This is a genomic window from Lacipirellula limnantheis, from assembly GCF_007746075.1.
GTDB lineage: Bacteria > Planctomycetota > Planctomycetia > Pirellulales > Lacipirellulaceae > Lacipirellula > Lacipirellula limnantheis.
Genome location: NZ_CP036339.1, coordinates 6534693 through 6559057, shown reverse-complemented (window position 1 = coordinate 6559057; position 24365 = coordinate 6534693). Strand labels below are relative to the sequence as shown.

Annotated in this window: 18 protein-coding genes; 12 read left to right on the top strand and 6 right to left on the bottom strand. The window is 62.5% G+C overall.

What is annotated here, in order from left to right:
* Nucleotides 1–90: 90 nt before the first annotated feature.
* From I41_RS25710 to I41_RS25700, 3 genes are all read left to right on the top strand, one after another.
* Nucleotides 91–669: an RNA polymerase sigma factor gene (locus I41_RS25710; RefSeq protein ID WP_145435879.1), complete on the top strand. Its 579-nt coding sequence runs from the start codon at nucleotides 91–93 to the stop codon at nucleotides 667–669.
* 13 nt (nucleotides 670–682) lie between these two features.
* A complete protein-coding gene (locus tag I41_RS25705; RefSeq protein ID WP_145435878.1) occupies nucleotides 683–1414 on the top strand; it encodes a hypothetical protein in 732 nt (243 codons plus the stop codon).
* A gap of 412 nt (nucleotides 1415–1826) precedes the next feature.
* Entirely contained in the window at nucleotides 1827–2876 is a 1050-nt protein-coding gene (locus I41_RS25700; RefSeq protein ID WP_145435877.1) for a PDZ domain-containing protein, read from the top strand.
* Nucleotides 2877–3243: 367 nt separating this feature from the next.
* Here I41_RS25700 and rlmN read toward each other — a convergent pair whose 3' ends face one another.
* Complete coding sequence (gene rlmN / locus I41_RS25695) at nucleotides 3244–4308, bottom strand: 23S rRNA (adenine(2503)-C(2))-methyltransferase RlmN (protein WP_145435876.1); 1065 nt, start codon at nucleotides 4306–4308, stop codon at nucleotides 3244–3246.
* 238 nt (nucleotides 4309–4546) lie between these two features.
* Nucleotides 4547–5641 (bottom strand): signal peptide peptidase SppA, encoded by a 1095-nt coding sequence (sppA, locus tag I41_RS25690; protein WP_145435875.1) that lies wholly within the window; start codon nucleotides 5639–5641, stop codon nucleotides 4547–4549.
* 219 nt (nucleotides 5642–5860) lie between these two features.
* Here sppA and I41_RS25685 point away from each other — a divergent pair, with 219 nt between their 5' ends.
* The 3 genes from I41_RS25685 (at nucleotide 5861) to I41_RS27855 (ending at nucleotide 9309) form a co-directional block, all read left to right on the top strand.
* A complete protein-coding gene (locus I41_RS25685; RefSeq protein ID WP_246133755.1) occupies nucleotides 5861–6613 on the top strand; it encodes a sugar phosphate isomerase/epimerase family protein in 753 nt (250 codons plus the stop codon).
* 250 nt (nucleotides 6614–6863) lie between these two features.
* Nucleotides 6864–7499 carry an RNA polymerase sigma factor gene (locus tag I41_RS25680; protein WP_145435874.1) on the top strand — a complete coding sequence of 212 codons (636 nt, stop codon included), beginning with the start codon at nucleotides 6864–6866 and terminating at the stop codon, nucleotides 7497–7499.
* Between the two features lie 109 nt (nucleotides 7500–7608).
* The gene (locus I41_RS27855; RefSeq protein WP_210421071.1) at nucleotides 7609–9309 is read left to right on the top strand and encodes an anti-sigma factor family protein; all 1701 of its coding nucleotides are present in this window, start codon (nucleotides 7609–7611) and stop codon (nucleotides 9307–9309) included.
* Nucleotides 9310–9423: 114 nt separating this feature from the next.
* Here the strand turns inward: I41_RS27855 and I41_RS25670 are convergent, their stop codons facing one another.
* Together I41_RS25670 and I41_RS25665 are read right to left on the bottom strand one after the other, a co-directional pair.
* A complete protein-coding gene (locus I41_RS25670; RefSeq protein WP_145435873.1) occupies nucleotides 9424–10575 on the bottom strand; it encodes a hypothetical protein in 1152 nt (383 codons plus the stop codon).
* Between the two features lie 171 nt (nucleotides 10576–10746).
* Nucleotides 10747–12066 (bottom strand): Gfo/Idh/MocA family protein, encoded by a 1320-nt coding sequence (locus tag I41_RS25665; RefSeq protein ID WP_246133754.1) that lies wholly within the window; start codon nucleotides 12064–12066, stop codon nucleotides 10747–10749.
* A gap of 732 nt (nucleotides 12067–12798) precedes the next feature.
* Between I41_RS25665 and I41_RS25660 the strand changes: the two genes are divergently transcribed.
* Nucleotides 12799–13935: a leucine-rich repeat domain-containing protein gene (locus tag I41_RS25660; protein ID WP_145435871.1), complete on the top strand. Its 1137-nt coding sequence runs from the start codon at nucleotides 12799–12801 to the stop codon at nucleotides 13933–13935.
* A gap of 34 nt (nucleotides 13936–13969) precedes the next feature.
* Here the strand turns inward: I41_RS25660 and I41_RS25655 are convergent, their stop codons facing one another.
* Nucleotides 13970–14425, bottom strand: a complete 456-nt coding sequence (locus I41_RS25655) for a hypothetical protein (RefSeq protein WP_145435870.1) — start codon at nucleotides 14423–14425, stop codon at nucleotides 13970–13972.
* 129 nt (nucleotides 14426–14554) lie between these two features.
* On the opposite strand from I41_RS25655, the gene I41_RS25650 reads away from it, so the two are divergent.
* Together I41_RS25650 and I41_RS25645 are read left to right on the top strand one after the other, a co-directional pair.
* On the top strand, nucleotides 14555–15148 hold the full coding sequence (locus I41_RS25650) for a hypothetical protein (protein WP_145435869.1): 594 nt from the start codon (nucleotides 14555–14557) through the stop codon (nucleotides 15146–15148).
* Nucleotides 15135–15638: a flagellar basal body-associated FliL family protein gene (locus tag I41_RS25645; protein WP_145435868.1), complete on the top strand. Its 504-nt coding sequence runs from the start codon at nucleotides 15135–15137 to the stop codon at nucleotides 15636–15638. The genes I41_RS25650 and I41_RS25645 overlap by 14 nt, the downstream gene beginning before the upstream one ends.
* A 262-nt stretch (nucleotides 15639–15900) precedes the next feature.
* Here I41_RS25645 and I41_RS25640 read toward each other — a convergent pair whose 3' ends face one another.
* Nucleotides 15901–19665, bottom strand: a complete 3765-nt coding sequence (locus I41_RS25640; RefSeq protein ID WP_145435867.1) for a DUF7133 domain-containing protein — start codon at nucleotides 19663–19665, stop codon at nucleotides 15901–15903.
* A gap of 303 nt (nucleotides 19666–19968) precedes the next feature.
* On the opposite strand from I41_RS25640, the gene I41_RS25635 reads away from it, so the two are divergent.
* The 3 genes from I41_RS25635 (at nucleotide 19969) to I41_RS25625 (ending at nucleotide 24305) form a co-directional block, all read left to right on the top strand.
* Entirely contained in the window at nucleotides 19969–22074 is a 2106-nt protein-coding gene (locus I41_RS25635; protein ID WP_246133753.1) for an ABC transporter substrate-binding protein, read from the top strand.
* Nucleotides 22075–22202: 128 nt separating this feature from the next.
* Nucleotides 22203–23186, top strand: a complete 984-nt coding sequence (locus tag I41_RS25630; protein ID WP_145435866.1) for an ABC transporter permease — start codon at nucleotides 22203–22205, stop codon at nucleotides 23184–23186.
* Between the two features lie 9 nt (nucleotides 23187–23195).
* A complete protein-coding gene (locus tag I41_RS25625; RefSeq protein ID WP_145435865.1) occupies nucleotides 23196–24305 on the top strand; it encodes an ABC transporter permease in 1110 nt (369 codons plus the stop codon).
* The last annotated feature ends 60 nt before the right edge of the window (nucleotides 24306–24365 follow it).

Here is a 24365-nt window from a genome sequence, read left to right as displayed (position 1 = left end):
AGCCAGGGGCCGAAAGATCCTTCAGGATTTTTCCAACTTTTCGTGCAAGGTAGACGGCCCAGCGGTAACTATCTCCGTGAAGCCTGTGACATGAAGCCGTCCGCTGGCCAGCAAACTGCCGAGACCGACTCGGCGCAGAGCGTCGATTTGACGTCGATCGTCTCAGAGCATCGCCGCTGGCTGCGGACCGTGCTTGCGGCGCGGGGCGTCGAGCGGGATTCGCTTGACGAGGTCCTGCAAGAAGTCGCCGCGGCGGCCTGTCGCGGAGCGGATCAATTAAACGATCGTGATCGAGCGGGCCCTTGGCTCTACCGAATCGCGGTCGTGCAAGCCTTACATTATCGCCGACGTGCGGGTCGGCGACGGCGACTCGTCGAGCGCTACGCCGGCAGCGGCGTAGCGCGAGACGAGGCCGTCGAATATGACCCGCTCGCCTGGTTACTTGCGGAGGAGACGCAACAACTCGTGCGGCAAGCGATCGCTTGCTTGGCGCCGCGCGACGCGGAACTGCTCCTCCTGAAATATACCGAAGACTGGAGTTATCGAGATCTGGCCGAGCGTCTCGGGATGTCAGTGAGCGCCGTCGAGGCGCGACTGCACCGAGCCCGCGCCCGGATGCGAGCGGCGCTGGCGAGCCTGGCGCCGGAAGCCGCTGAAGCAGTTCGATAGTCGTCTGAATCATATGAACCTTTCCGACGAACAACGCGATGCCATGCTGATCGACCGATTGGTCGACGGCGAGTTGTCGGGCAACGAACGACGGGATCTCCTGGCGTCGCTCGAAGCCCAGCCTGACGGGTGGCGGCGTTGTGCGTTGGCCTTTATTGAAGTGCAAACGTGGCGCGAGGCGATGGGAAGCGTCCTCCGGGAGCGCAAGGCCCCCGCTGACGCAGGCAACACGATGGACGTGGCCCAGGACGCCTCCGCGACGATCTCGCCCGCCCCAAACGAAACATCGCGGTCGCAGCTGGGGACCTGGTTCGCCGTCGCGGCTTCGGTTGTCGTTGCCTTCGGCTTGGGGCGGCAGAGCGGTTCGACTCGGTCGACAAGCGAGCCTGCAAACCAACAACTCGCTTCGGCGCCTACGACGATTTCGCAGAAGAAGATAGACGCGCAGCAGTCTGAGAACGCTGGCCGCGGCGACGCGATCACGCTGGTCGTGAACGATCGCGACGGCGTATCGCGACGCATTGAAGTGCCGCTTGTGGAAGGTCAGCAGTTAGGTCGAGCGTTTGGCAACGTACCGAATTGGACCTCGCCGGAACTGGATCGCCAACTTGACGAACGCGGGCTCGACCTGGACGCCCGTCGGAGATATGCGCCATTGTATTTTGAACAAGAGAACAAGATTGTCCCGATGGTCGTACCGGTAGACGACGCCGTCGTCCGGCCTGCCAATCGACCTGTGTATTGAATGACGTGGTTGGCAAATAAGTGTCTAGGTGAGTAAGTGAGTAAGTAGCCCGAAAGTCTGCGAATCATTAGACCCATTTAGCCGCGGGCGATAGCCCGCGAACTCCGGCGAGGCCGGCGAAGGGACGTACAAGACGGAGAGAACCGCTAGACGCTCGCCTCAATGGAATGACTTGGGGTTAACACAACGAGTCGAGCGTCGAAATGGGTCATCCTGCCCTCTGGCTTGCCGCGTCCTTTCGCCCGCTTCGTTGGGAAGCGGACAGACTGCTTCAGCCCCCGGCTTCGCCCGGAGGTAAATCGCTCGTGCGGGAGCGATGGTGCTGGACACCGACCCCCGGGCGGAGCCTGGGGCTGAAGTGAGAGTTCCCTCGAAATCATCTCGTTCACTCTAAAAATAGAGGAGTTTCATCATGAAAGTTCGCAAATGGAAAGGGCTGTGGGGAGCCCTGGCGATCGCCTTTCCGGCGCTGGCCGTCGTCGTCGCGCAATCTCCCGTAGCGGCGTTTGCCGACGAAGAAGTTGAAGTCGCTGAAGGCCGCATTACCGAACTCTCGCCCGAGCGCGGCGACCGCCCTGCCGTCGTGACGGAAGAGGGCGAGGAAGCGAAGGTCGCGGCGCCGAAGTATTGGATCGGCCTGCAAGGCCGGCCGATCGACAACCGCGTGTTGCGCACGCAGTTGCAATTGGCAGGCGACGTCGGCGTGGCGATCGAGACGGTCATGCCCGAGAGCCCGGCCGAGAAGGCGGGTCTGCGACAGGACGACATTCTGGTCGCGGTCGACGGCGAACCATTGTCCGACCTGGCGTACCTGCAAAGCGTCGTCGCCGAGAAGCACGACAAGCCAATCGAGTTGAAAGTGCTGCGGCTCGCCAAGGAAGAAGTCATCAAGGTGACGCCCGAAGAGATTCCGGCCGAGGTCCTGGAACGCTTGGCTGCTCAGCAGCAGCGTCAGAACCCGATGGGAATGCTGCAAGGCGGCAACTTCGACCCGCAGGCCTTGATGGAACAGCTTCGTCAACAAGGCGGCCAAGGCGGCATGCGTATGATCGGCCCCGGCATGATCTTCGGCGGTCAAGGCGCCCAGGTCCCGAACGGCGTTTCGGTGAACGTGACCCGCGATGGCGACGGCAAGGCGACGATCACCATCCAGAAGGGCGACGAAACCTACACCGTGGAAGGCGACGACGCCGAAGCGATTGCCAAGCTGCCCGACGACGTGCGGCCCTTCGTCGAGCAGATGCTCAATCGCGACGAATCGGTATTTGGCGCCCTGCCGAACTTCATCCCCGGCGACCTGCGGCAGTTTGATGCCGGCGGCGCGGGCGATCAGGTCGACAGGATGAACCAGAAGATGCTGGAGCGGATGGAACGACTGGAGCAGCGGCTCCGCGAGCTGCAGGAAGAGCGCGATGCGGCGCCGGCGGAAAAGTCTCACGGAGACGAAGACCCTAGCGCTTGATTTTTGCGGGAACCGTGGGGATTAATTCAGTAGTCCCGCGGGTCAGTACCTCCGCGTGCTTCGACCAGATTCAGCGATGGGTCTGGTCGAAGCTGATTTGAACAGAGGATATCAACCGCTTGGCCGTCGGCGTGCGTGCGAGTTTTCACACAGCGCTCGTGCGGACGAATCGTCCCCTCCCAGATCCGACGGCCAAGCGACCACGGCCGCGGCTCGACATCGAGCCGCGGCCGTTGGCGTTTTACTGTGATCTTCAGCCCCCGGCTCCGCCGGGGGGCAGCGTGACGGAGGGCAATGTCTACCGCAATGGTGACCGCCCCCCCGGCGGAGCCGGGGGCTGTAAAAGGCGCTGCCATCCACAATGAAACTACCGCAACTCGACAAGTGGCAACGCCTGCTGTGAGCGTCGCAGCTGTCCGCAGGCGGCGTCGATGCGGTCGCCCTTGCGATGTCGAAATTTCACGCGCACGCCACCCTGTTCGAGAATCGTGCGGAACGCCTGGCGGGTCTCGGCCGTCGGCGTGCCGTACGGCAACCCGGCGACCGGGTTGTAGGGGATGACGTTTAGCAGCGCCTCGCGGCCGTGCAGAATGCGGGCGAGTTGGCGTGCGTGGTCCGGTGAGTCGTTCAGATCGGCCAACAGGACGTACTCGTAGGTGATCCGCCGACCCGAGACGTCGAAGTAGCGATCAGCCGCGGCCAGGATCGGTTCGAGGCCGATGTTCTTGTTGACCGGGACAAGTTGGTTGCGCAAGTCGTCGTTGGGGGCGTGGAGCGAAATGGCGAGCCGGTAATTCTGCTCGTGGCGAGCCAATCGATCAATTGCCGGCGGCAGGCCGACGGTCGAGATGGTGATGCGACGGGCGCTGATGCCAAGGCCATCCTCGCGGTGGGCTTCGCCGAGGGCGGGGAGAAGCCGGTCCAGGTTCGCCAGCGGCTCGCCCATCCCCATGACGACGATGTGGCTGAGCCGTTCATCGGGCGTGAGGAGCCGCTGCAGGCGGAGAATCTGTTCGACGATCTCGCCGGTGGTGAGATTGCGATCGACCCCATCCAGGCCGCTGGCGCAGAAGACGCACCCCATGCCGCAGCCGACCTGCGTGCTGATGCAAATCGTGCGGCGCACCGTGTCGCGCAGCAGAACGCATTCAATCTGCCCGCCGTCGGCAAGGCTGAGCAGCAATTTTTCCGTACCGTCGTCGGCTTGAGTGTGCTTCGCAACGGTCGACGTCCAGAGCCGAAACCGCTCGGCCAGATCGGCCCGCAGCGGCTTTGACAAGTCTGTCATCACGTCCCAATCCGCGGCGCGCTTCTCGAACAGCCACTTCCGCACCTGCGCTGCCCGATAGCGCGGCACGTTCGACTCGGCCGCCCATTGAGCGAGCGAGGCGTCGACGCTGTCAAGCAGGTGTGGTTTTGCGGAATCGGACATTACTCGTTATTCAGAATTTGAACCGCCAAGGACGCCAAGGAAGAAATGCATTTGACCAAGAAACACACGAAGCACACAAAAAAAGTTAAACAGGCTTCGCCGCTAATGAACGCTGATAGTCGCTAATAAGAATTCAATTTCTTTAGCGTCGATCGGCGTTCATCAGCGGTGAAAACGCCTTTCTTCGAATTTCCTTGGCGCTCTTGGCGTCCTTGGCGGTTGCTTTTTTGTTCGCGAACTAGCGAGAGTTCGACAAGATCGCCGGCAACCAAGTGCACAGGTAATAAGCCCGCGGGGCGGTAAGATCGAGTACGCCGGCGAGATCGAAATTGCTCCGTTGCGGCAACAGCTGACTGTCGGCCCCCAGCAAGGCGGTGAGGGCCGTCGGCGGCTTGTCGTACTCCACGCAGCGGATGTGGTCGGTTTCTTTCCCCGCGAGTTCGGCCGCGCGTTCGATCGCCGCTTCCATAAAGCCAATCTTGTCGATCAGTCCAAGCTCTTGCGCCTGCTCCGCGGTGAAGATCTGGCCGGTCGTCGCCTTTTTCAATTCGGCCTCATTGCCTTTGAGCTTTGGCCGGCCCGCTTCGACAATCGCCTTGAAGCGAGCAAAGCTCTGATCGACCAGCGTCTGCAGCAGCTCCCGCTCCTCGGCCCGCTCTTCCGGGGAGAGCTCGCGGGTCGGGCTTCCCATAAGCTTGTACTTGTGGCTGGCGACCGAGTCGTCCTTCACCTTCCAGCTGGTGAGGAGCTCCGACACGTCGTAATGCGGAATCACGACGCCAATCGAGCCCGTCCACGTCGAGGGTTCGGCGAAGATCACGTCTTCCTGCGTCTTCTGCTCGCCGCCCGCCATGGCGAGATAGTATCCGCCGCTGGCGCAGATGCTTCCCATGCTGACGACCATCGGGATCTCGCGATCCTTCACCAGTTCCTTGAGTTCGTGATACAGGTAGTCGCTCGCCGTCACGGTGCCGCCGGGGGAGTCGACCCGCAGGACGACGGCCTTCACGTCCTTGTCGTCGCGAACGCGATCGATCTGCTTTTTTACAAACCCGTCAGGATCGAGTATCGTCCCTTCGACGCGGATGATCGCAATCTTGTCGGTCGCTTCCTTGCTGAGCGAATGGTACTTTTCCTGCGGGCCATCGGCGGGGCTGAAGTATTTTCGGTAGCTAGCATTCTGCCCGATGATCACCATCACGCAGATGCCGAGCAGCACCAGCAGCAGCCGGCCGTAGCGGCCGAAAGCGGTCGGCGGCTGTTGCTGAATGATCACCTGCGGCGGCGCGGCGGGCTGTGGACGGTACGGGGTCGGCTCGGCGGGCGTCGACATCTCTGGCTCCGGCCATGCGGCGGGGGAAGTCGGTCGGGGGAACCCACCATTCTACTGCGGCGGCTGCGTGGCGACATACCGCACCACAATTCCCGCCGCGCCCAGCGTCGCCCGAAACGACCCCATGGTGTTGCCTCGTTTAAGGCGAAACCGCTACAGTACGGCATATCTTGCCAGGATTGGCCGTCAGGCTGTGAAGTTACCGCGAGGAGTGCCAGCGTGTTTGTCGCCGCGTCATCGGATTGTTTTCCCGACTTGCCCAAGGATGAGGTGCTGCCGACGCTGGTCGACCTCGAGTTCAACGCCGTCGAGCTGCCAATCCGCAACGACGCCCGCGCCTGGATCACCCCGGCCGAAGTCGCCAAGAGTCCCGAAAAGGCGGTCGACTCCTTCCGCGATACGCACCGGCTGACGATCGCCGCGCTGACCGTCGAGCCGACAGGCGTGAAGGACGAGTACTACGGCCAATTCAGCGCCTGCTGCAAGCTCGCCAAGGCGCTGAAAGTCGTGCCGCTGGTCGTTCCGGCGGCGGAGCTTGGCACGCCGTTTAACGAAGAAATCGAACGGCTGCGCGAGCTCGTGAAAATCGCCTCGCTCGAAGGCTGCCTGGTGGCCATGCGGACCGAAATCGGCTGCATGACCGAGGACCCTGATACGGCCGCCGTCTTGTGCAACAACGTGAAGGGCCTGGGGCTCACGCTCGATCCCAGCCACTACATCGCCGGGCCGCGTCAGGGGCGCGACTTTTCGAAAGTGATTCCGTACGTCTACAACGTGCACCTCCGCGACTCGACCAAGAGCGCCCTCCACGTTCGCGTCGGGCAGGGCGAAGTCGACTACGGCAAGCTGCTGGGGCAGCTGGAAAAGGTCGGGTACAACCGTGCCCTGACGATCGACATGCCGCCGCTCCCGGGACACGACCACCGTCCGGAGATGCGGAAAATCCGGCTGCTGCTCGACAGCCTGCTATAGCCGGCGCCGATAGGGCTCGCCCCGCTCCGACGCCCGAATAGCCGAACTGCCGCGCGGTCCGGGAGACCCGCCAAGCGACTTTTCGCGCAGCCCGGCGGGAGTGGCCCTCCGGCTAGTTGAATTGCCCCGCGGGGGGCGAAACTCGGCGCTGCCAAGCGGGTATCATAGAGTGGGGCGTCGCGACGCCTGCCGTGTGCCCGCATCCCTAATCCCAGCGAACCGTAGGGTTCGACCCCTCGGTAGTCAGCCCTTGGCCATCAGCGACTCCACCGCCGAGCGGTACACGGCGCACGACCCCGACGTGCGCCTGATGCTCCGCGTGCGCGACGACGACGCCGAGGCGTTCGAAGAGCTGATGCTCCGTTACCAGAACCGCGTCGTGTCGCTGTTGGCCCACATCACCGGCCGCCGCGACATGGCGGAAGATTTAGCCCAAGACGCCTTTCTGCGCATTTATCGCGCGCGGAAACGGTACATCCCTGGTTCAAAATTTTCGACATGGCTCTTCACCATCGTTCACAACGTGGCCGCAAACGCGCAGCGGACGCTCTCGCGACGGAAGGAGGTTAACCTTGCCGGTAACAGTGCAAGCGACACGGGCGCCAACGCCCTGGATGCGGCCGCAGTCGCCCAGAGCAATCAGATGCCAACGCGGCAACTCGACAGACTGGAACTGCGCGACGCGGTTAACGTCGCCGTCGCGTCGCTCAACGAACGCCAACGCGAGGCGGTGATGCTCAACAAATTCGAACACCTTAGCTACGAAGAAATCGCCGAAGTCATGGAAATGACCCCCTCGGCGGTGAAATCGCTGCTGACCCGCGCTCGTGCAAACTTGCGCGATGTGCTGGAGCCGTATTTGCAACAGGGAACGAAAGTTGAATGAGATTCTGTCCGTTGTCAGTGGTCCGTGGTCAGTTGCTGCTGTCGCAGAGTTCTGACCTCCATAAATTCGACAACTGACTACGGACGACGGACAACTGACCAGATTTCAAATGCCCTCATCCTCCGACGACCATCTGCAGCGTCTCGAAGAGATCGTCGCCTATCTCGACGGCGAACTTTCTCCCGAGGAGAGTGCGCGCGTCGAACAGCGGTTGGCGGCGGACGAAAACTATCGCCAGCAATTACAAAGCATCGAACGGGCCTGGCTGGCGCTCGATCAGTTGCCGCAGGAGTACGTCGACGATCGCTTCTCGCGCACGACGATGGAAATGGCCGTCAAGGCGGCCGCGACGGAGGTCCACGAGCGGACGATAGCCCTGCCGGTGGTGCAGCGTCGCCGGCGCCTCTCGTCGGTACTGGCGGCTTGTGCGGCGGCGGCGCTGGGATTTCTTGTCTTCCGCCTGGCGTGGCAAGGACCCGATCGGGCGCTGCTCGCGGACTTGCCGGTGATTGACAACGTCGACGTCTACACGCAGATCGATTCGCCCGAGTTTTTGCGCTCGATGCAGGCGGAACTCGGCGACGATCTGCACGAGCTTGGCGGCCAGCCGCACGTCGCTCCCGAGCGCGTCGACCGTCTTCGCATCGTTTCGCACGAAGACGGGCGCGATGAATGGCTCGGCCAGTTGAATGACGAAGAACTGACGAGTTTGCGATCCAAATTTAATCGCTTTCGTCAGCTGCCCGCGGAAGAGCAGCAACGGCTTCGCCGCTTGCATGCTGAAATTGCCGCCGCGCCCGATGCTGAAGAATTGCAGGCGGCGATGTTGGCCTACAACGAGTGGCTGAGCGGGTTGCCGCCGGCCCGCCAATTCGAACTGCGGACCATGCAACCGATTAGCGAGCGCGTGCGTGCGGTCGAGCGCTGGGCCGACGACATGCGCGACGACGCCCTGCTGACGCTGACCGACGACGAACTGCGGCGGTTCATTCGAAAAATCCGCGATCCCTTGGCCGAATTGCAATTTGACGCAGCGCGCGACGTCGTGAAATCGGACGATATGCGCAAGGGGAACCGCGGCAACGGCGCCATGCTCAACCTACCCAATGCCATGGCGCGGCAAGTGGCGGCAGGGATGGCTCGGCCTGGCGAATTTCAAGAGGCGGTGCTGGAAGCGCTGCCCGAGCGTACGCACGAAAAATTTAAGTCGCTGGATCCGCCGCAGAAGATTGACCGCATCATGACGTGGCTGCGTCAGAGCGAATCGCTGCAGGGAGAGGTTTCGCAAGAGACCCTCGAACGGTTCTTCGCGGAGGAACTCGATGCGGAAACCCGCGCCGAGCTGCTCAGCCTGCCCCCGGATGAAATGGAAAAGGCGCTGCGGCGCATGTACCGCTTTCAGCCGGGCCGTGGAACAGGAAAGGCCTGGGCGTGGGGCCGAGGGGAGCGAGGCCAGGGCCCTGGCGGACGAGAATGGCGCGACGGCCGCGGTCCGAAATTCGGACCCGGCGGCCCAGGAGGCCCGGGCCGCGAACCCGGTGGTCCGGGCGGCCCGCCTGGACGAAAGTGGGATGATGGCCCCGGCCCCGGTGACCAGCGCTTCAACGGCCCCCCTCGGTTCGACGGTCCCGGAGGCCCAGGCGATGAGCCCCATCCCCGTTGGGACGGACGTGGTCCGCGGCCCGGGTTCGACGGCGATCGACGGCGACCGGAAGACTTTGGTCCCCCGCCGCCACCGCCGGTCGAGGAGCCGCCCGCCGAACAGCAGCCCACGCCGCGGGTCGACGATCCAGAGCCATCGGGCAAGTGAACGCCGTAGGCGCCGTTAAGCGTGCAAGGCCGTTGAACCCCGTAGCGCGCCGTGGGTTGGCCAGCAATCGCTCCTAGCCAAACGGGCGTCGCGGATTGCGATGACCGTTATGCTTTACGCATGGCGCGCGAGCAGGCCTGAGGCGTAGCCGAGCAAGTCGTCCCGTTCGCGACAGATGGTCTCGTAGCGCTCCCAATTGCCGCTCGCCCGGGCCAGTTCCAACAGCGTTGGCGCGTGGGTGGAAAGCTCCCGCTCCTTGGTGACAAGTTCGCGGTAAGCGGCGAGAGCTTCATCGGCACGCTCAAGCCGCAGCAACAAAATGAGCAACGTCTCCACGGCTGCGGTGCTACGAGGATCATCCCCCTCGGAGCGAGCCTTCGTCTCGAAGTACTGGATGGCCTCTTCGACGTCGCGACCCAGCAGCGCGCCGAACCACCGGCGGTGAGCGGCAAACAAGTCTTCGAACGGCGCCTCGCCCGGATACTGCAAGTCGGTCGGCAGCCGCGAACCGTAGTCGGAGATCTCATAGGCCTTCTCCACTAGCGCCGAGTCGGTAAGCAGCCGTGCATATCGCACGGTGCTTTGCAGGTGGGAGACGTCGAGGTGGTAGTTGCCGCCGGCGAGCAACTCAGGGTACTGGTCGATCAGTTGTCCGACGGACGACTCGCTGGGCGGGGGCGACCCCTTGAGCTTGTTGTAGTGTCCGCGGAGATTGCCGTGCAGTTCGCGATAGACGTGGCGCAGCAGGACGCCGGCGCAGGCCCGCACGTCGGCTGCGTCTAGCTGTTGACTCATGCCGTCGAGCGTCGTGATGGAATTACAAGTGCCGTTGCGGCTCAACAGCCAGGCATACCCGCGTTCCGGATCGATGCCTTCGAATAGCGCGAGCTCGATCAACTCGTCCGCGCGCTGATCGTCCAAGACCGCGGACGCGAGACGCTTGCGGATCGAAAATTTGTCGCCGGCGGGTCGCAGGTACATCCAGGCTTCGCGGAGCCGCCCCGATTCCAGCAGCAGTTCGCCCACCTCGCGACAGGCGGCGAGGTATCCGGCTTCAACCTGCGAACGCAGCGGCTCTTCAACGTCGTCGATGGGCGTCCGGCGATCGAGCGGCAGGCCGTGTCGGTGACGCTCCTGCAGCAGCCGCAGATCGAACAGCCGATGCAGCTCCCCGGCGGCGACCAACGCGTGGGCCACCTCCTGAAACATCTCCCGCGGATCGTCGGCGAGATTGGCAAGTTCGTCGTATTTCATGATTGCGGTCATTGGTGATCCTCCGCCCTTAATTTAACCGCGATTCAGGTGAAAGGAACGAAAAGGCAAATTCAACTTCATTCTGTGCTTCGTGGTAAAGAAGTTTACCTGCCAACGAAAAACCGGCCCGAAGCTCAAGAGCTCCGGGCCGGTTGAAGTTGCACTCGATTCATCGTCCAACGACTACAGCGAATAACCTTCGCGGTAGGTCGGCTTGACGATTGCCATCAGGCTCGGGTCGTCGGGCGTGAGGGTCTTGGCGTCCCACTTCACCGGTCCATCCTTCCAAACGGCGAGGTTGCCGAGCAGGATCGTTTCGGTCAGCGGGCCGGCATAGTCGACGAAGTTCGACACGGCCTTCTTGTTCTTCGGATCGAGGATCGCTTCGTAGAACTCCTGCACATGTCCCAACTCCGGAGCTCCCGGCGGCTTCGGATAATCGACGTCGAGCCACTCGACGCCGTTGTTCAGCTCGATGCCGTCGTTGGCATAGTCGCCCGCGGCGTACATCGTGCACTTGTCGCCGACGATCAAGCAGCCGCTCGTGCTGAGCTCGCGGGGCTTGCCGTCCTTACCCGGCTTGACGAAGTCGGCGTAGAGCTCCGCTGGCGGCAGATTCGTCCCGTCGTACCAGTAGAACGTGAACGCCGGACGCCCGTCGAGCTCAGGGAAATCGAACTTGATCTTCGACTTCGCCGGATAGCTGTCGTGGTCGTGCCCCGAGGTCTCGGCGGCGACCGCGGTCGGGTCGCGCATGTTGAGGCCCATGAACGGCAGGTTGCAGGTGTGGCAAGCCATGTCGCCCAGGGCGCCGGTGCCAAAGTCCCACCAGCCGCGCCACTTGAAGGTGTGATACCCGTCGGCGTACGGACGCATTGGCGCCGGGCCGATCCACGCTTCCCAATCAAGTTCCTGCGGCACTGGCTTCTCGGGGCCGCGAGCCTCGCCTTGCGGCCAGACCGGGCGATTGGTCCAGACGTGAACTTCCTTTACCGTGCCGACCTGACCGTTACGCAGACGATAGGCGGCTTCCCGCATCGGCTCGAACGCGGTGTACTGGTTGCCCATCTGCGTCACGACGCCCGCTTCGCGAGCGATGTTCTGCAGTTCGCGGGCTTCCCAAATCGAATGCGTCAGCGGCTTCTGTCCGTAGCAATGCTTGCCCGCCTTCATCGCCTTGGCGAGGATCACCGCGTGCGTGTGGTCTGGCGTGCTGCAGGTAACGACGTCGATCTTGTCGCCCAGCTTGTCGATCATCTCACGGTAGTCGGTGAACTTGTTGTCGGTCTTGTAGAAGCGTCCCGACAGGTCGAGGAACTTTCGGTCGGCGTCGCACAGAGCGTAAATCTTGCCGAACTTCGACGCGTTCTCGACGTCGCTTTTTCCTTTGCCGTTGACCCCGCAGCTGGCGATCTGCAGCTGCTCGTTGGCCGATGCGCTCGCCTTGAGGGCGACGCCCCCGGCGACCCAGTAGCCGGCGCCGGCCGCAGCCGAATACCGCATGAAATCACGACGCGAGGACTGCCGTTTCTGTGGTTGCATTTTTGAATGCCCCTGGAGAGATAGTGTGCCTGATGGGAGCACGCTCGACGCGAGACGTGCGGCCGGTGGAGTTTCCAAAACGGTCGCAACGATCGCTGGAGCCGCCGCTACAAAACGATGGTCGCTGTTCGCGCCGTGGGGTGCGCGCCACGGTCACAGAGTTGGCCGGCGCCGGAGCGAACCTTGACTGTAGCTGAGGGATCGTCGACTGGCAACGCGCCGCCGCCGGGAAGGGGCCTGCTTTTGGCGGCTCCGCCATTGTCGAAATGCGTCCACTCCAACGGCGAGCTCACGCCAAGCCGACGGCCAATACGCAGCGCCGTATGCGAGTAACAGTTGCTGGGATGAACATTCGCTCCCAACGAGTGAACCACTCAACGCAAAATCACGAGGCGCCGTCGCGCTTTGCGCAAACCCGAGCGGACCCGCCGGCGCAAGCGGCGGTCAATCCTGGAATCCTGAAGTGCATTCGACGTCGAGCTGACTCAGCTGCGGCGACTCTGCGGGGCGAGTTGTCGCCCCACAATCGGGCAGGCTAGACTGAGTGTTTCGCCAGTGGCCAGTCGATGCATCCCCCCTCATTGCTCGCGGCGGCCGACAACCTAGCTCAACTGCGTGGAGATCATCGACGTGACTCTTTTTGCATCGTGCCGCCCACTTTCTGCTTCGTTTCGTGCCGCCAGCCGTTGGGGAATGTTGTTTGGCCTGATTGCGCTCGCGGCGCCGGCGTTCGCCGCCGGGATTGAGGATCGCCTCGCGGAGCTGCAAGCGACGGTCAAGAAGAATCCCGCCGGCGAGATCATCTCCATCGACCTCGAAAATCGCCCTACGTTGCCGGCCGACGTCGCTGAAATCGGCAAGCTCGGCTCGCTCGATACGCTCGTCCTCTGGGGCGCCGACGTCAATGACGCCACGCTCGACTCGCTTGCCGGATTGCAGAAGCTCAAGAACCTGACGCTCCGGAATACGGCCGTGACCAACGCCGGTTTGCCAAAGCTCAAGGCGCTCAAGGCGCTTCGGCAACTGAATTTGCAGCGTTCCGCCCAACTCACCAACGAAGGAATGGCGACGATCGCCGAGATGCCCGAGCTTACTCACCTGATGCTCCCCTACACGAAAGTGACCGACGAAGGGGTGATCGCTCTGGCGCCGCTGAAGAAGTTGCGGCTGCTCGACCTCCGCGGCTGCACGCTCGCTGATAAAGCGTGCGCACAGATCGGCCAGATGAGCACGCTTGCCGCGGTCAAGTTCCGCAGCCCGTCGATCACCGACGCCGGCGTCAAGGACCTGGCGAACCTGAAGAAGATCAAGGGTCTGCACCTCGAAGACGCCAAGCTCAGCGACGACGGCATGGTCTATTTGGCCGACCTCAAGGAGCTCGACGATCTGAACCTGCTTCGCACGACCATTACCGACTACGGCACCGAGCACCTGAAGGGGCTCACAAAGATGAAGCAGCTGAACCTGCGCGGCACGTGGGTGACCGATGAGACGCTGCAGTATCTCGCCGGAATGCCAGAGCTGTTCAAACTCGACCTGAGCGAAACAGGCGTCGAGAATGGCGGCCTCGCGCATCTCGCCAAGCTGCCGAAGCTGTCGTACCTCGATTTGTGGGCGACCCGCGCCAATGACGAAGCGATGGATCACGTCGCCCAGATGAAGGCGCTTGAATTCTTGAATCTCGACAACACGATGGTCAGCGACGCCGGACTGAAGAAACTGCACGGGCTGAAGAAGCTCAAGACCCTGCAGATTTCGCAGACCCCGGCCACTGACGCGGGGGTCGCGGAGCTCAAGGCCGCCCTCCCTAGCGTGAAGGTCGTCCGCTAGTCGATGTTGAGGGCGGCTCGGCGTTGCGCGACTTCTACATCGTATTGAACGAGAAGCGGAAAAAGCCCACGTGCTTGACGACTTGGCGGCCGAGCGTGCCGTTGATGACTTCGGCAATCGACTTGCGCAGCGTGCCAAGCTCGGCTTCCTCAAACGTGTGAGGATCCATCGCCCGGACCTCAACCAGCATTTTCGCCCTAAGTTCGGCGCCGCGCATGCGCAGGGCGTCGTCGATTGCTTGGCGGTCGCCGCGCGTGACGTGCCCGAAGACGTGGAAGTCAATCAGCCTATCCGTCGCCACGCCTAGCTCGTGCGGCAGGGTAATGCGGTAGGAGCCAAGGTCGACCTCCTCCATCGTGGCCAGATCTCGCGAGTCTTGCCGTGCCTTCACCAGTGCGGCCGTGTCGTAGCAACCGGCGAGCGCGCAAGTCAGCAGCGCCATGACAACGCTGGACCAGCGGGCGGCATTCAGCTTTTCGGCGTCTGGCATGTCGGCTCACCTCGGCGCAATCGCTCCAATCGATACCGGGCGCTTCGCCTGATGAACAGCGCCCGCACGGGACAAGTCTAGTGCGCCGGCCGGCAGTGAGTTTACGGCGTAGGCTTGGAGTTGTAGCGATTGTTCCGACGCGCCGCCGCCGGCAACAACGACAGCTCCCTCCTTCACGCGACGATCATGCCCGCCTCCCGCACTCGAACCGCTTTGCTCGCCGCCATGACGCTGTTGTCGTCGCTCGGCTGCGGCAAACACGCAGGACCGAAGCTCGTCGACTACCTCGAAGAGATCGAGTTCGACGTCCCGCTGGAAACCGCGTCGTACGTCTCGCTCGGCAAGTTCGACATTCCCATCGCGGCGACGCAAAAGCCGACTGACGCCGCCCCGGACGTCGCCCCCGACGAGGCCTTCTGGATGCGGCTGCAGTTTGAACTAACCGCCGAAACCGATCCCGATCATGAGGCCGCCGTCGCCGCCGAGGCGGAGTCTCATCGAGGCGCCATGAGCGACGCCGTCATTTCTGTCATCCGCACCAGTTCGGTCGACGAATTGGCCGACCCTCGACTGTCAGCCGTGAAGGCGCGGCTCACCGAGGTCGCCCGACCGATGCTCGGCGCCGATCGCGTACGGCAATTGGTATTGAACGAATTCGATGCAGACGCCATCGAGCACGCCGATGCGGCGCCGAAGAAGGAGGCAGCAGGTGGACATCATTAGTCTTGAAAGCTTCGACGACCGCACTCGGCTGTCAGTTCGCATGCTCTTCATGCTGGCGCTCGCCGCATTCTGGCAATGCCCGGCGTTCGCCAGCGGCGGGGGCGGGCATGGCGCACCGGCCGAAGGAGGCCACGGCGCCGCGCCGGCGTTGCCGCCGCACGATCCGACGCTGCCGCGGTCATTCGATCTGGGCGCTTTCAACCTCCGCAACTTTCGGCCGACGCACAACGAAATCGCGAGCCTCAAGTTCGCGATCCACGTGGTGCTGCCGCCCGGCACGACTGACGAGACGATCCATGAATTCGAGCACTGGAAAAGACGGCTTCGCGATCAAGCACTCACCGCCATGCGCTCAGCGACGCCTGAGGACCTGGCCGACCCGAAGCTCGTACGAGTCCACCGACTGTTGTTCCTGCGGCTCAAGCGGGTGCCGACTCCGAAACCGATCAGCGACGTTCATCTCACTGATTTTGCCATGTCGAGCGGCTGAGTTCACGCACAAGATTCGGGCGAGTCATCCTGAGCATCGTGATGGAGTTAGCAGCGCGCCATAGTTCGTCGGAGCGATTTTAGCCCCTGATTCCGCCGGGTGTCGCAGTGCGCGCGAAGGCGGCTGCCGGACTGGTACCGACCCCCGAGCGGAGCACGAGGCTACAAGCGACGTTAGAACGACCTAAGCATCGCGCGAGCGGCGCTCGCGAGCTTCCAGATTCTTCACTTCGCTCAGGATGATTTCGCCCGACATATCGCGGCTACTTCGCAGTTGTCCCGCGGCTCGCAACGTCGTTGCTCCCTTGAGCCCCCAGGAACGTGAACAAATCCGCAACCTGCTCCAGCGTGAGCGGATTAAGCAGCCCCGTCGGCATTGCTGAAACGTCGCTTGGCTGGATGTCGTCGATTAGGTTCCGCGAGAGTACGACTTTCTGGCCATTCGTCTGCAGGACCGTGACGTCGCCGCTAGCCTGCTGCGAGACTAACCCCGCGTAGCTCTTGCCGCCGGCCGTCACGACCTTGGCCGCATACTGGTCGCTGATCGCGTGCGACGGATAAACGATCGACTCAAGGATCTCCTTGCGCTGAAACCGCCGCGCGACCGCGGTGAGGTCGGGACCCATTGTTTCGCCGTTCGTCCCAATGCGATGACACGATGCGCACTGCGCTTGCGTGAAGACCCGCGCGCCCCGCTCGGCGTCGCCCTGCTTCCCCTGATCGCTGTTGAGGAACGTCAGCAGTTCCTCGTAGCTCCACTTGTCGCGACCGGCGTCGCTCGGCAGCTCCGCGGGCGGGGCCTGCGGGAACTTCACGGCATACCAGCGCTGCCATCCCGCCATGTCGGTTCCGTTTTGGCCCGTCCAATGCGTGAGGAGCTTCATCGCGTCGGCTCCGCCGTTGTCGCCCAGCTTTAGTCCCAGCAAGATCACGTCGCGGAAAGTTGCCGCGTCGGCCGGGCGCTGATTCACCCGCGTCAGTGCGCTAAGCACCTCTTGCGCCATCGGTCCCTCAACTGTTTTGAGCGATTCGACCAGCAGCTTCCAGTTTTCGCCTCCCGGATGTTGCGTGAGGCTCATCGCCACCGGGCCGCGGTATTCGGGTTCGTCGCGATAGATTGAGCGCAAGTATTCTTGGGACGCCGGCTCGTCGTTGGCGCCTAGCACGGCGATGACGCCGACTCGCAGCCGTCGGTAAAGATCGCTCTCGGCGCACTTCGGTGCAATGCGCCCGTCCAGCTCGCGGACCGCTTCCAGCACTTGAGGGCCGGGATTCTCGGGCAAACTGGCGAGCGTCGATAGGGCTGACGCCGGCCACTTGTCGCCGCCGGAAATCAGGTGTTGCCGCTCCGCTATGGTCAGATTCTTCAGGTAATCTCGTGTGAAATTCTCCACATACTTGTCGACGCTGTAGCCTCCTTTGACGGTGCGGGCCTGCTCGTAGAATTTCAGCAGTTCCAGTTTCGACGCCGTCGACCAGCCGGCGTTCAGACGCGCCGCGTAGGCGGCGACGTGCAGCTTTTCTTCCATCGGCACGTCCGCCTTCGCCAGTTCCGTCGCGAACTTCGCGGCGGCGCCGTCAACTTGTAGGAATGTCAGCAGCCGCACCAGTTCCCGATTCGCCGCTGGTTCGTCGGTGGGATACATCGCCAAGAGCGGCGTAGCGAGCTTAGGCGTGCTTTTCGCATCGAGCTTGCCGTGGAACATCGCCACTTCGATGACGCGCAGCAGGTTGACTCGTTCGAGTTCGGTTGGGCCGCCTTGCAACATGGCAAGGCAGCGTTCGATTACCGCCTGCGAGGTCGCGGGCTTCCGTTCGACATTGACCAGCGCCAGGGCGCCGACGCAGAACGGCTGCGGCTTCGTCTCCTTCAGGACGTTGCCGCTCCACGATTCGACCGGCAGTTGCTCGATCACTCGGCGCGCTGCGAACGCGGTGAAGCGGTCGTCGTCGCCGAGCAGCGGCAGGACGTCCGCTGCCGCCGGGAGCGCGCCGCGGCGCATAAGCGACTCGCACGCGCAGCGGCGGACCAGCGGATCGCTGTCCTGTAGACACTTGGTGAGCGCCGCCCGCACGCCGGCGTCGTCGCTGATGTACATGAGCCGCGCCGCCTTCGCGCGAATGGCCGGCTCGACGTCGGTCGACAACTTCACGAGCAATTGGTCGCTCGGCCGTGGGCCGAAGTAGACGAGCAAATCAATCGCACGGGCTCGTTCGCGGATGATGCGATCAGGGTTCAACGCGACCGCATGGAGCTCGCTTTCCCATTTGTCGCCCAGCGCCTGTCGCACGCCGGCCGCCTTGGCCCGCGCCCAGTCGGCGTCGATCTGCGGCTGTCGCAGGGCACGCTCAATTCCTTCACCCATGTCGGACATTTCCGGGCCCACCGGCACGTTGCACCGAACGCGATAGACGCCGCCGTCCGTACCGCGGCCCCCGGTGCAGAAGTACAGGGAACCGTCAGGGCCCACCGCACAATCCGTGGCGTTGAGCGGGCGACCTTCGAGGAACACTTCGTCCTTGCCGACATAGCTGGCGCCGTCGCGCTGGAACGTGATCGCATGAATCTTGCCGGTCGCCCAATCGCAGCCGAACATCGCCCCCTGGTATTTTGCCGGGTAGGCGTAGTGATCATAAAACTCCACGCCGGTCGGCGACCCGGGTCCGACGTCGACGGCCGACGGCAAACTGTCCAAGTAATACTCCGGCCACTTTGACCAGCCGCTCCGCCAGCCCAATTCGGCGCCGGCGGGAACGTGGTTCACGCGCGTCGGCCGATACCACGGCGCGCCGCGGTCCCACTCCATGTCGGCGTCGTAGGTGAACAATTCGCCGTCCAGATCAAACGCGAAGTCATAAGCGTTGCGCAGACCGCCGGCAATGTACTCGACAAAGCTGCCATTGGCATCGGTACGGAAGATCGTGCCGCCCGGCGAGGGAATGCCGACGGCGTGCCCCCCCGGGTCCTCGTACTTCGGCAGGATGAGATCGCCTTCGTACCATAGTCGATAAGGACTGCGTGAAGTCGGCGTGCCGTCGGCGCGGGTGAAGTTGCCGACAATGACGTAAATCAATCCGTCAGGCCCCAACCGTAAGCCGTGGGCGCCATGTTCGCCCTTAGACCCTTTGAAGCTCAGCAGCTTCACGATTTCGTCCGCCTCGCCGTTGCGGTCGACGTCGCGCAAGCGGTACAGCCCCATTCCTTCGGGCCCGTCGCCGACGACGAACAGGCGCAGCCCGATCGCCAGCAGTCCTTGTGAGTTCTTCACTTTGTCGCAGAACGTGGTCGCCTTGTCGTGGATGCCGTTGCCGTCCGCGTCGGTCAGCAGCATCAGGTGGCCGCCCTCTTGCGAGGCGAAGATGTTGCCGCGGGAGTCGAACGTCATTGCGATCAACGAGCCGACTTCGTCGTCGCGCATGATTCGCTCGACTTCGAACTCCTTGTCGACGATGAACCGGGCGCCCACGCCCTCGATGACGATCTCATTGCCCCACGGCAGCGCGTCGCCCATTTCGCCGTAGCTGGCCGCGGCCACCCAATCGTTGTCGTTGAACTGCGGGACGGTCCAGTTAGCGAACTCGCGGACGCTTGTCTTCCACGTGTCGTCGGTCGAGAATCCTTCGAACGTGCCGCCGACTTGCTTGACGATCACCCGCGCTGCTAGGCCCGCCGAACCGGCGTCCTTGTTGTCAACGCGAACGGCCACCGTGTTGCGGCCAGGCAGCAACAGATCGGTAATGTCGTGAACCTGCAGCTGCCGCCAGTCCGTTCCCTTGGCGACCGGCTTGCCGTTGACGAACAGCTCGAACTCGTTGTCGGCCGTGAGGTGCACCTCCGCCGCTTCGGCGTTTGCCACCTCGAACGACTTGCGGAAGAAGCAGCTGCCCACCGGAATGTCGTTTCGCTTTTGCGCTGGCGACCAGATCCACTCCGCCTCCCCGTCGGCGGCGCGAGCGATGGGGGCGACGGCGGTCGAAGCAAGCAGCAGCGTGGCGATTGCCAGCAGCGAACGGAGCGTATGCAGCATCGGAGAAATCCTTTTCAACCGGCAGCGCCGGCAAGCGATCGGCGGCGCGAGGGGCGGGGAGAATAGCAGTCGATGCCCGTTACAGGCAATGGAAATGTCCGCTGCAGTTGCCGGCCCATTTGGCGGAACGGAACCGTTGCCGCACGGGTCGCTGCGGTCGCCCCTCGACTCTCATTGACCCGCGCCGAAGAATTGGGCTACGATCCACGCGAGCGCCGGGCGATTTTGCCCAGATTGCCGCCTATCCTAAGTTGTCCATCCTCCTCAGCCCCGCGGTGTTGCCCGGGGGTAAGGTTCAACGACATGCCAGCATCGAGCCCGCTCCGGTCCCTTCTGCTTCTTGTCCCTGCCTGCTCGCTGCTGTGGCTGATTTCTGGATGCTCGTCGGAATCGGCGAAATCGGCAGCCGAAAAGCCGGCAGCCGCGGAGGCCTCCCCGTCAAGCGAAAGCGCTGCTGCCAACCGCTCCTCGACAGAGACGTCGCAGGCCAACAACCCGTCTGCGCAGCAAGAGCCTGAGAACGCCCCACAGGGCGCCGCGCCGACTCTTGACCCCAAGGCCCCGTTTGAGCTCGGCAACGCCCTCGAAAAGTTTGATCCGCCGTCCCTCGAAGAACTCGACAAACTGAAATGGAACGACGGCCGCATTGCCGACGGCATGGCGCTGTTGCGCGACGAGAAGTCGAGCCAACCCGCCCCCGCGCTCACCGCTGAGGAGGCCTTAAAGCTTCGCAACGATTCGCCCGAGAATAACGCAAAGATCCTCGCCGCACTCGGCGTGCTGCAGCCTGAAGGCGGCGAGGGGGTGAATTTCGACGCCAAGATGATTCGCCACGCCGGCGGCGACCTTAACAGCACCAACCCGCTCTTTTCCAGCAGCGTTACCGACGGCGAGTTCGCCGACCTCACGGGGTTGGCAATCATGAGCTTCGACCGTCAACTCAAGAACTTCGCCCCGAAGGACGTCGTCGTTTCGTGGCAAACTTCCGACGACGGTCTCATTGACCGATTCGTTTTGCGCGACGACATCACATGGTCCGACGGCAAGCCGTTCACGGCGTACGACGTCGAGTTCACGTTCAAGTTGATCATGTCCGATCACGCGCTGCTGGTAATCCCCGCGGTTCGCGGCAGCGGCACGGATCAGATCAAGGCGGTGAAGGCGTATGACGACCACACCGTCGTCATTTTCCACAAAGAGGCGCTCGCGACGAACATCACCAACATCAATTTCCCGATCCTGCCGAAGCACATTTACGAGAACTCGGTCAAGGAAGACCCTTCGCTCAAGCGCAGCGCCTACCATACCGAGCAGGAAGCCAAACCCGTTACCGCGGGCCCATACGAGTACGTCAGCCGCAAGCGGGGAGAAGAATTCGTCGTCCGCCGTCGCGAGAGCTACTACATGCACGACGGCAAGCAGGTTCGCGATAAACCGAACTTCGCCGAAGTCCGCGTGAAGACGATCGAAGATCTCAACACGGCGCTTCTGGCGCTAAAGTCGGGCGACATTCAGCAGATGGAACTCCGGGCCGAGCAGTGGGCCGACCAAACGAACGGCGCCGATTTTTACGCCAAGAACACCAAGGTGACTGCCCCCGAATGGACCGAGTTCCATATCGAATGGAATCAGCGGACTGCCGATGGCAAGTCTCCGAGCCCGTTTTTCGGCGACTCGCGCGTCCGCTGGGCGATGACCTACGCGATGGACTACGACGAGTTGATTAATACGATCACGCGAGGTCTTTACCAGCAAGGGCAAGGAACCTTCCACCCAACGTCCTGGATGTTCCCCAAGAATCCCCCGGCGCTAATCAAGCAAGACTTGGACAAAGCGGAGGACCTTCTCGCAGAAGCCGGCTGGACCGACAGCGACGGCGACGGCATCCGCGATAAGGAAATCAATGGCCAGATCGTGCCGTTTGAGTTTCAACTGATGACTTCCCAAACAGAAACCGGCATTCAGACGGCGACCTTGATGAAGGAATGTCTGGAGCAGATCGGCGTCATCGCCAACGTCAAACCGACTGAATTTGTCGTCATGCAGGACAAGCTGATCAAGCACGAGTTCGATGCCTCGCTCGGCGGGTGGGGCGCTGGCACGGATCCCTCCATGCAGTCAAATATCTACGGCACGGGCGCCCAGCGCAACTATGGCCAATACTCAAACCCCAAGGTCGACAAGCTCTTCGAACAAGGCGTCCGCGAGCTCGATCCCGCAAAGCGCGCCGAGATTTACGGCCAGATTCACCTACAACTCTGGGAAGATCAGCCGGTCACGTGGCTCTTCTATCGCAATGCGTTCTTCGGCTTCAACAAGACTCTCCGCGGGTACAACTTCGGCGCCCTGGGCCCATTCAAGTACAGCCCCGGGTTCTCCAGCCTCTTCGTCCCCGCTGCGACTCCGTAGTTTCTAACTTCGTCATTCTGAGCGCAGCGAAGAATCTCGAAGCCCATTTGATTCGCTAGATCCTTCGCGTCGCTCAGCATGACGAACACCGCGATTGCATCAGCTCTAGCTCACGCCGCGACAATGCCATGACCAGCTATCTCATCCGTCGGCTTGGCATCGGCGTGATTACGCTCCTGCTGATCACGTTCCTGGTTTATGGCTTGGTGCGGAACATTCCCGGCACGCCATTCACCAGCGACATGGCGCAAATGAATCCGAGCAAGATGATGAGCCCCGAGGCGGTCGAGAAGCTCAATCGCCTGTATGGTCTCGACAAGCCATGGTACCAGGCGTACTTCTACTGGATGAGCAACGTCGTGCGGGGCGACTTCGGCGTCTCCTACTCACGCAACAACAAACCAGTCGGCACGCTGATCCTCGAGCGTATGCCCGCCACGCTGTTGCTGTCGTCCACGTCATTGGTTCTGGCCTATCTGCTTTCGGTGCCCATCGGCCTCTGGTCGAGCGCGCGTGCCGATTCGGTCTCCGAGCGGTCGGTCAGCACGCTGCTTTACATGCTCTACTCGCTGCCAGCGTTCGTCGCCGCGCTGTATCTGCAATTGCTGTTTTATGTGAAGCTTGATTGGCTGCCGCTCTATGGGATGACTTCGGACGACTACGCCACCCTTTCAACCTCCGGGAAAGCGTGGGACCTGCTCAAGCACGCCACCCTGCCGGTCATCTGCTTCACCTACGGCAGCCTTGCGTTCTATTCCCGGTTTATCCGCGCCAATATGCAGGAAGTCCTGCGGCAAGATTACATCCGTACCGCCCGGGCCAAAGGCGTCGCGCCGCGGACGATCATCTGGAAGCACGCATTTCGCAACACCCTCATTCCATTCGTCACGTTGGTCGGTCTGTCGTTGCCGGGCCTATTCAGCGGCGCCGTGATTCTGGAGCAGATTTTCTCCTGGCCAGGAATGGGACGGCTCTACTTCGAGTCGATCGGTCAGCGCGACTACAACGTCATCATGGGCCTCACGCTCATGTTCAGCATGCTCACGCTCGCCGGACAATTGCTGGCCGATATCTTGTACGCCGTGGTCGATCCGCGCGTGACATATAACTGATAAGCCCCCATGCTGACCACGCCTCCAGAAGTTGAGATCGCCCTTGCGGAGTCCGCCCCGTCGGCCGGCTTCTGGCGCGAGTCATGGCGCCGCTTTTGCCGGCGCAGATTGGCGCTAGTGGCACTGGCCTTCGTCGTGGCGCTCATGGCGATCGCCGCTGCGGCGCCGTTCATTGCGGGTACCAAGCCGATCATCTGCAAATACAAAGGTCACATCTACTTTCCGGCGCTAGGCTATTACAACCGCGCGTGGGAGAACCCAATCTTTGCGAAAGACCGCTTCCGCGGGCGCTATGCCGGCACGCTCGCAGAGAAAGACCCTGATAGTTGGGCCATCTTCCCCCTCGTCTACCAAGACCCTTATCGCCGCGTCCGCGCAGGCGAGTGGCCGGACCAGCCCGAAAACCCCTTCGGCAAAGAGGGCGTCCCCAGCCGTTACAACTGGTTCGGCACGAACCCCCAGGGCTTCGACGTCTTTGCCTCGATGGTTCACGGCGCGCAAACGGCCGTGAGCGTCGGCTTCGTTTCGATGGGCATCGCCGCTGCGATCGGCATCACGCTCGGCGCCCTCGCCGGCTACTTCGGCGGCTGGATTGACGTGTTGATTAGTCGCGTGATCGAAGTCGTGATGTGCATTCCGTCGCTCGTCCTGATTCTCGCGCTCGTCGCGATGCTCGATAAGGTCTCGAACGTCCACCTTATGGTGATCGTCGGCTGCACTGGCTGGACTGGCATCGCCCGGCTCACCCGCGCCGAGTTCATGAAGCTGAAGCAGCTCGAATTCGTCTCTGCCGCTCGAGCGATGGGCGCCGGCGCCAGTCGCGTGATGTTTATCCACATCCTCCGCAACGCTCTGGCGCCGGTCCTGGTGCCGATCACGTTCGGCATCGCGGACGCGATCCTCATCGAAAGCGGGCTTAGCTTCCTCGGCTTCGGCGCTTCGCCCCCGAACCCCAGCTGGGGCACGCTCTTGTCGGCCGGCCGACGCTCAATCGAAGAAACTTGGTGGCTCATCGTCTTCCCCGGCGCCGCCATCTTCCTCACCGTCCTGGCCTACAACCTCATCGGCGAAGGCCTTCAAGAAGCCACAGACCCCCGCCTCCGCCAGGACGCCCACTAGTATTCCAAGAACAACCGCCAAGACACAAAGACACGAAGGAAATCACCAAGAAAAAGAGAG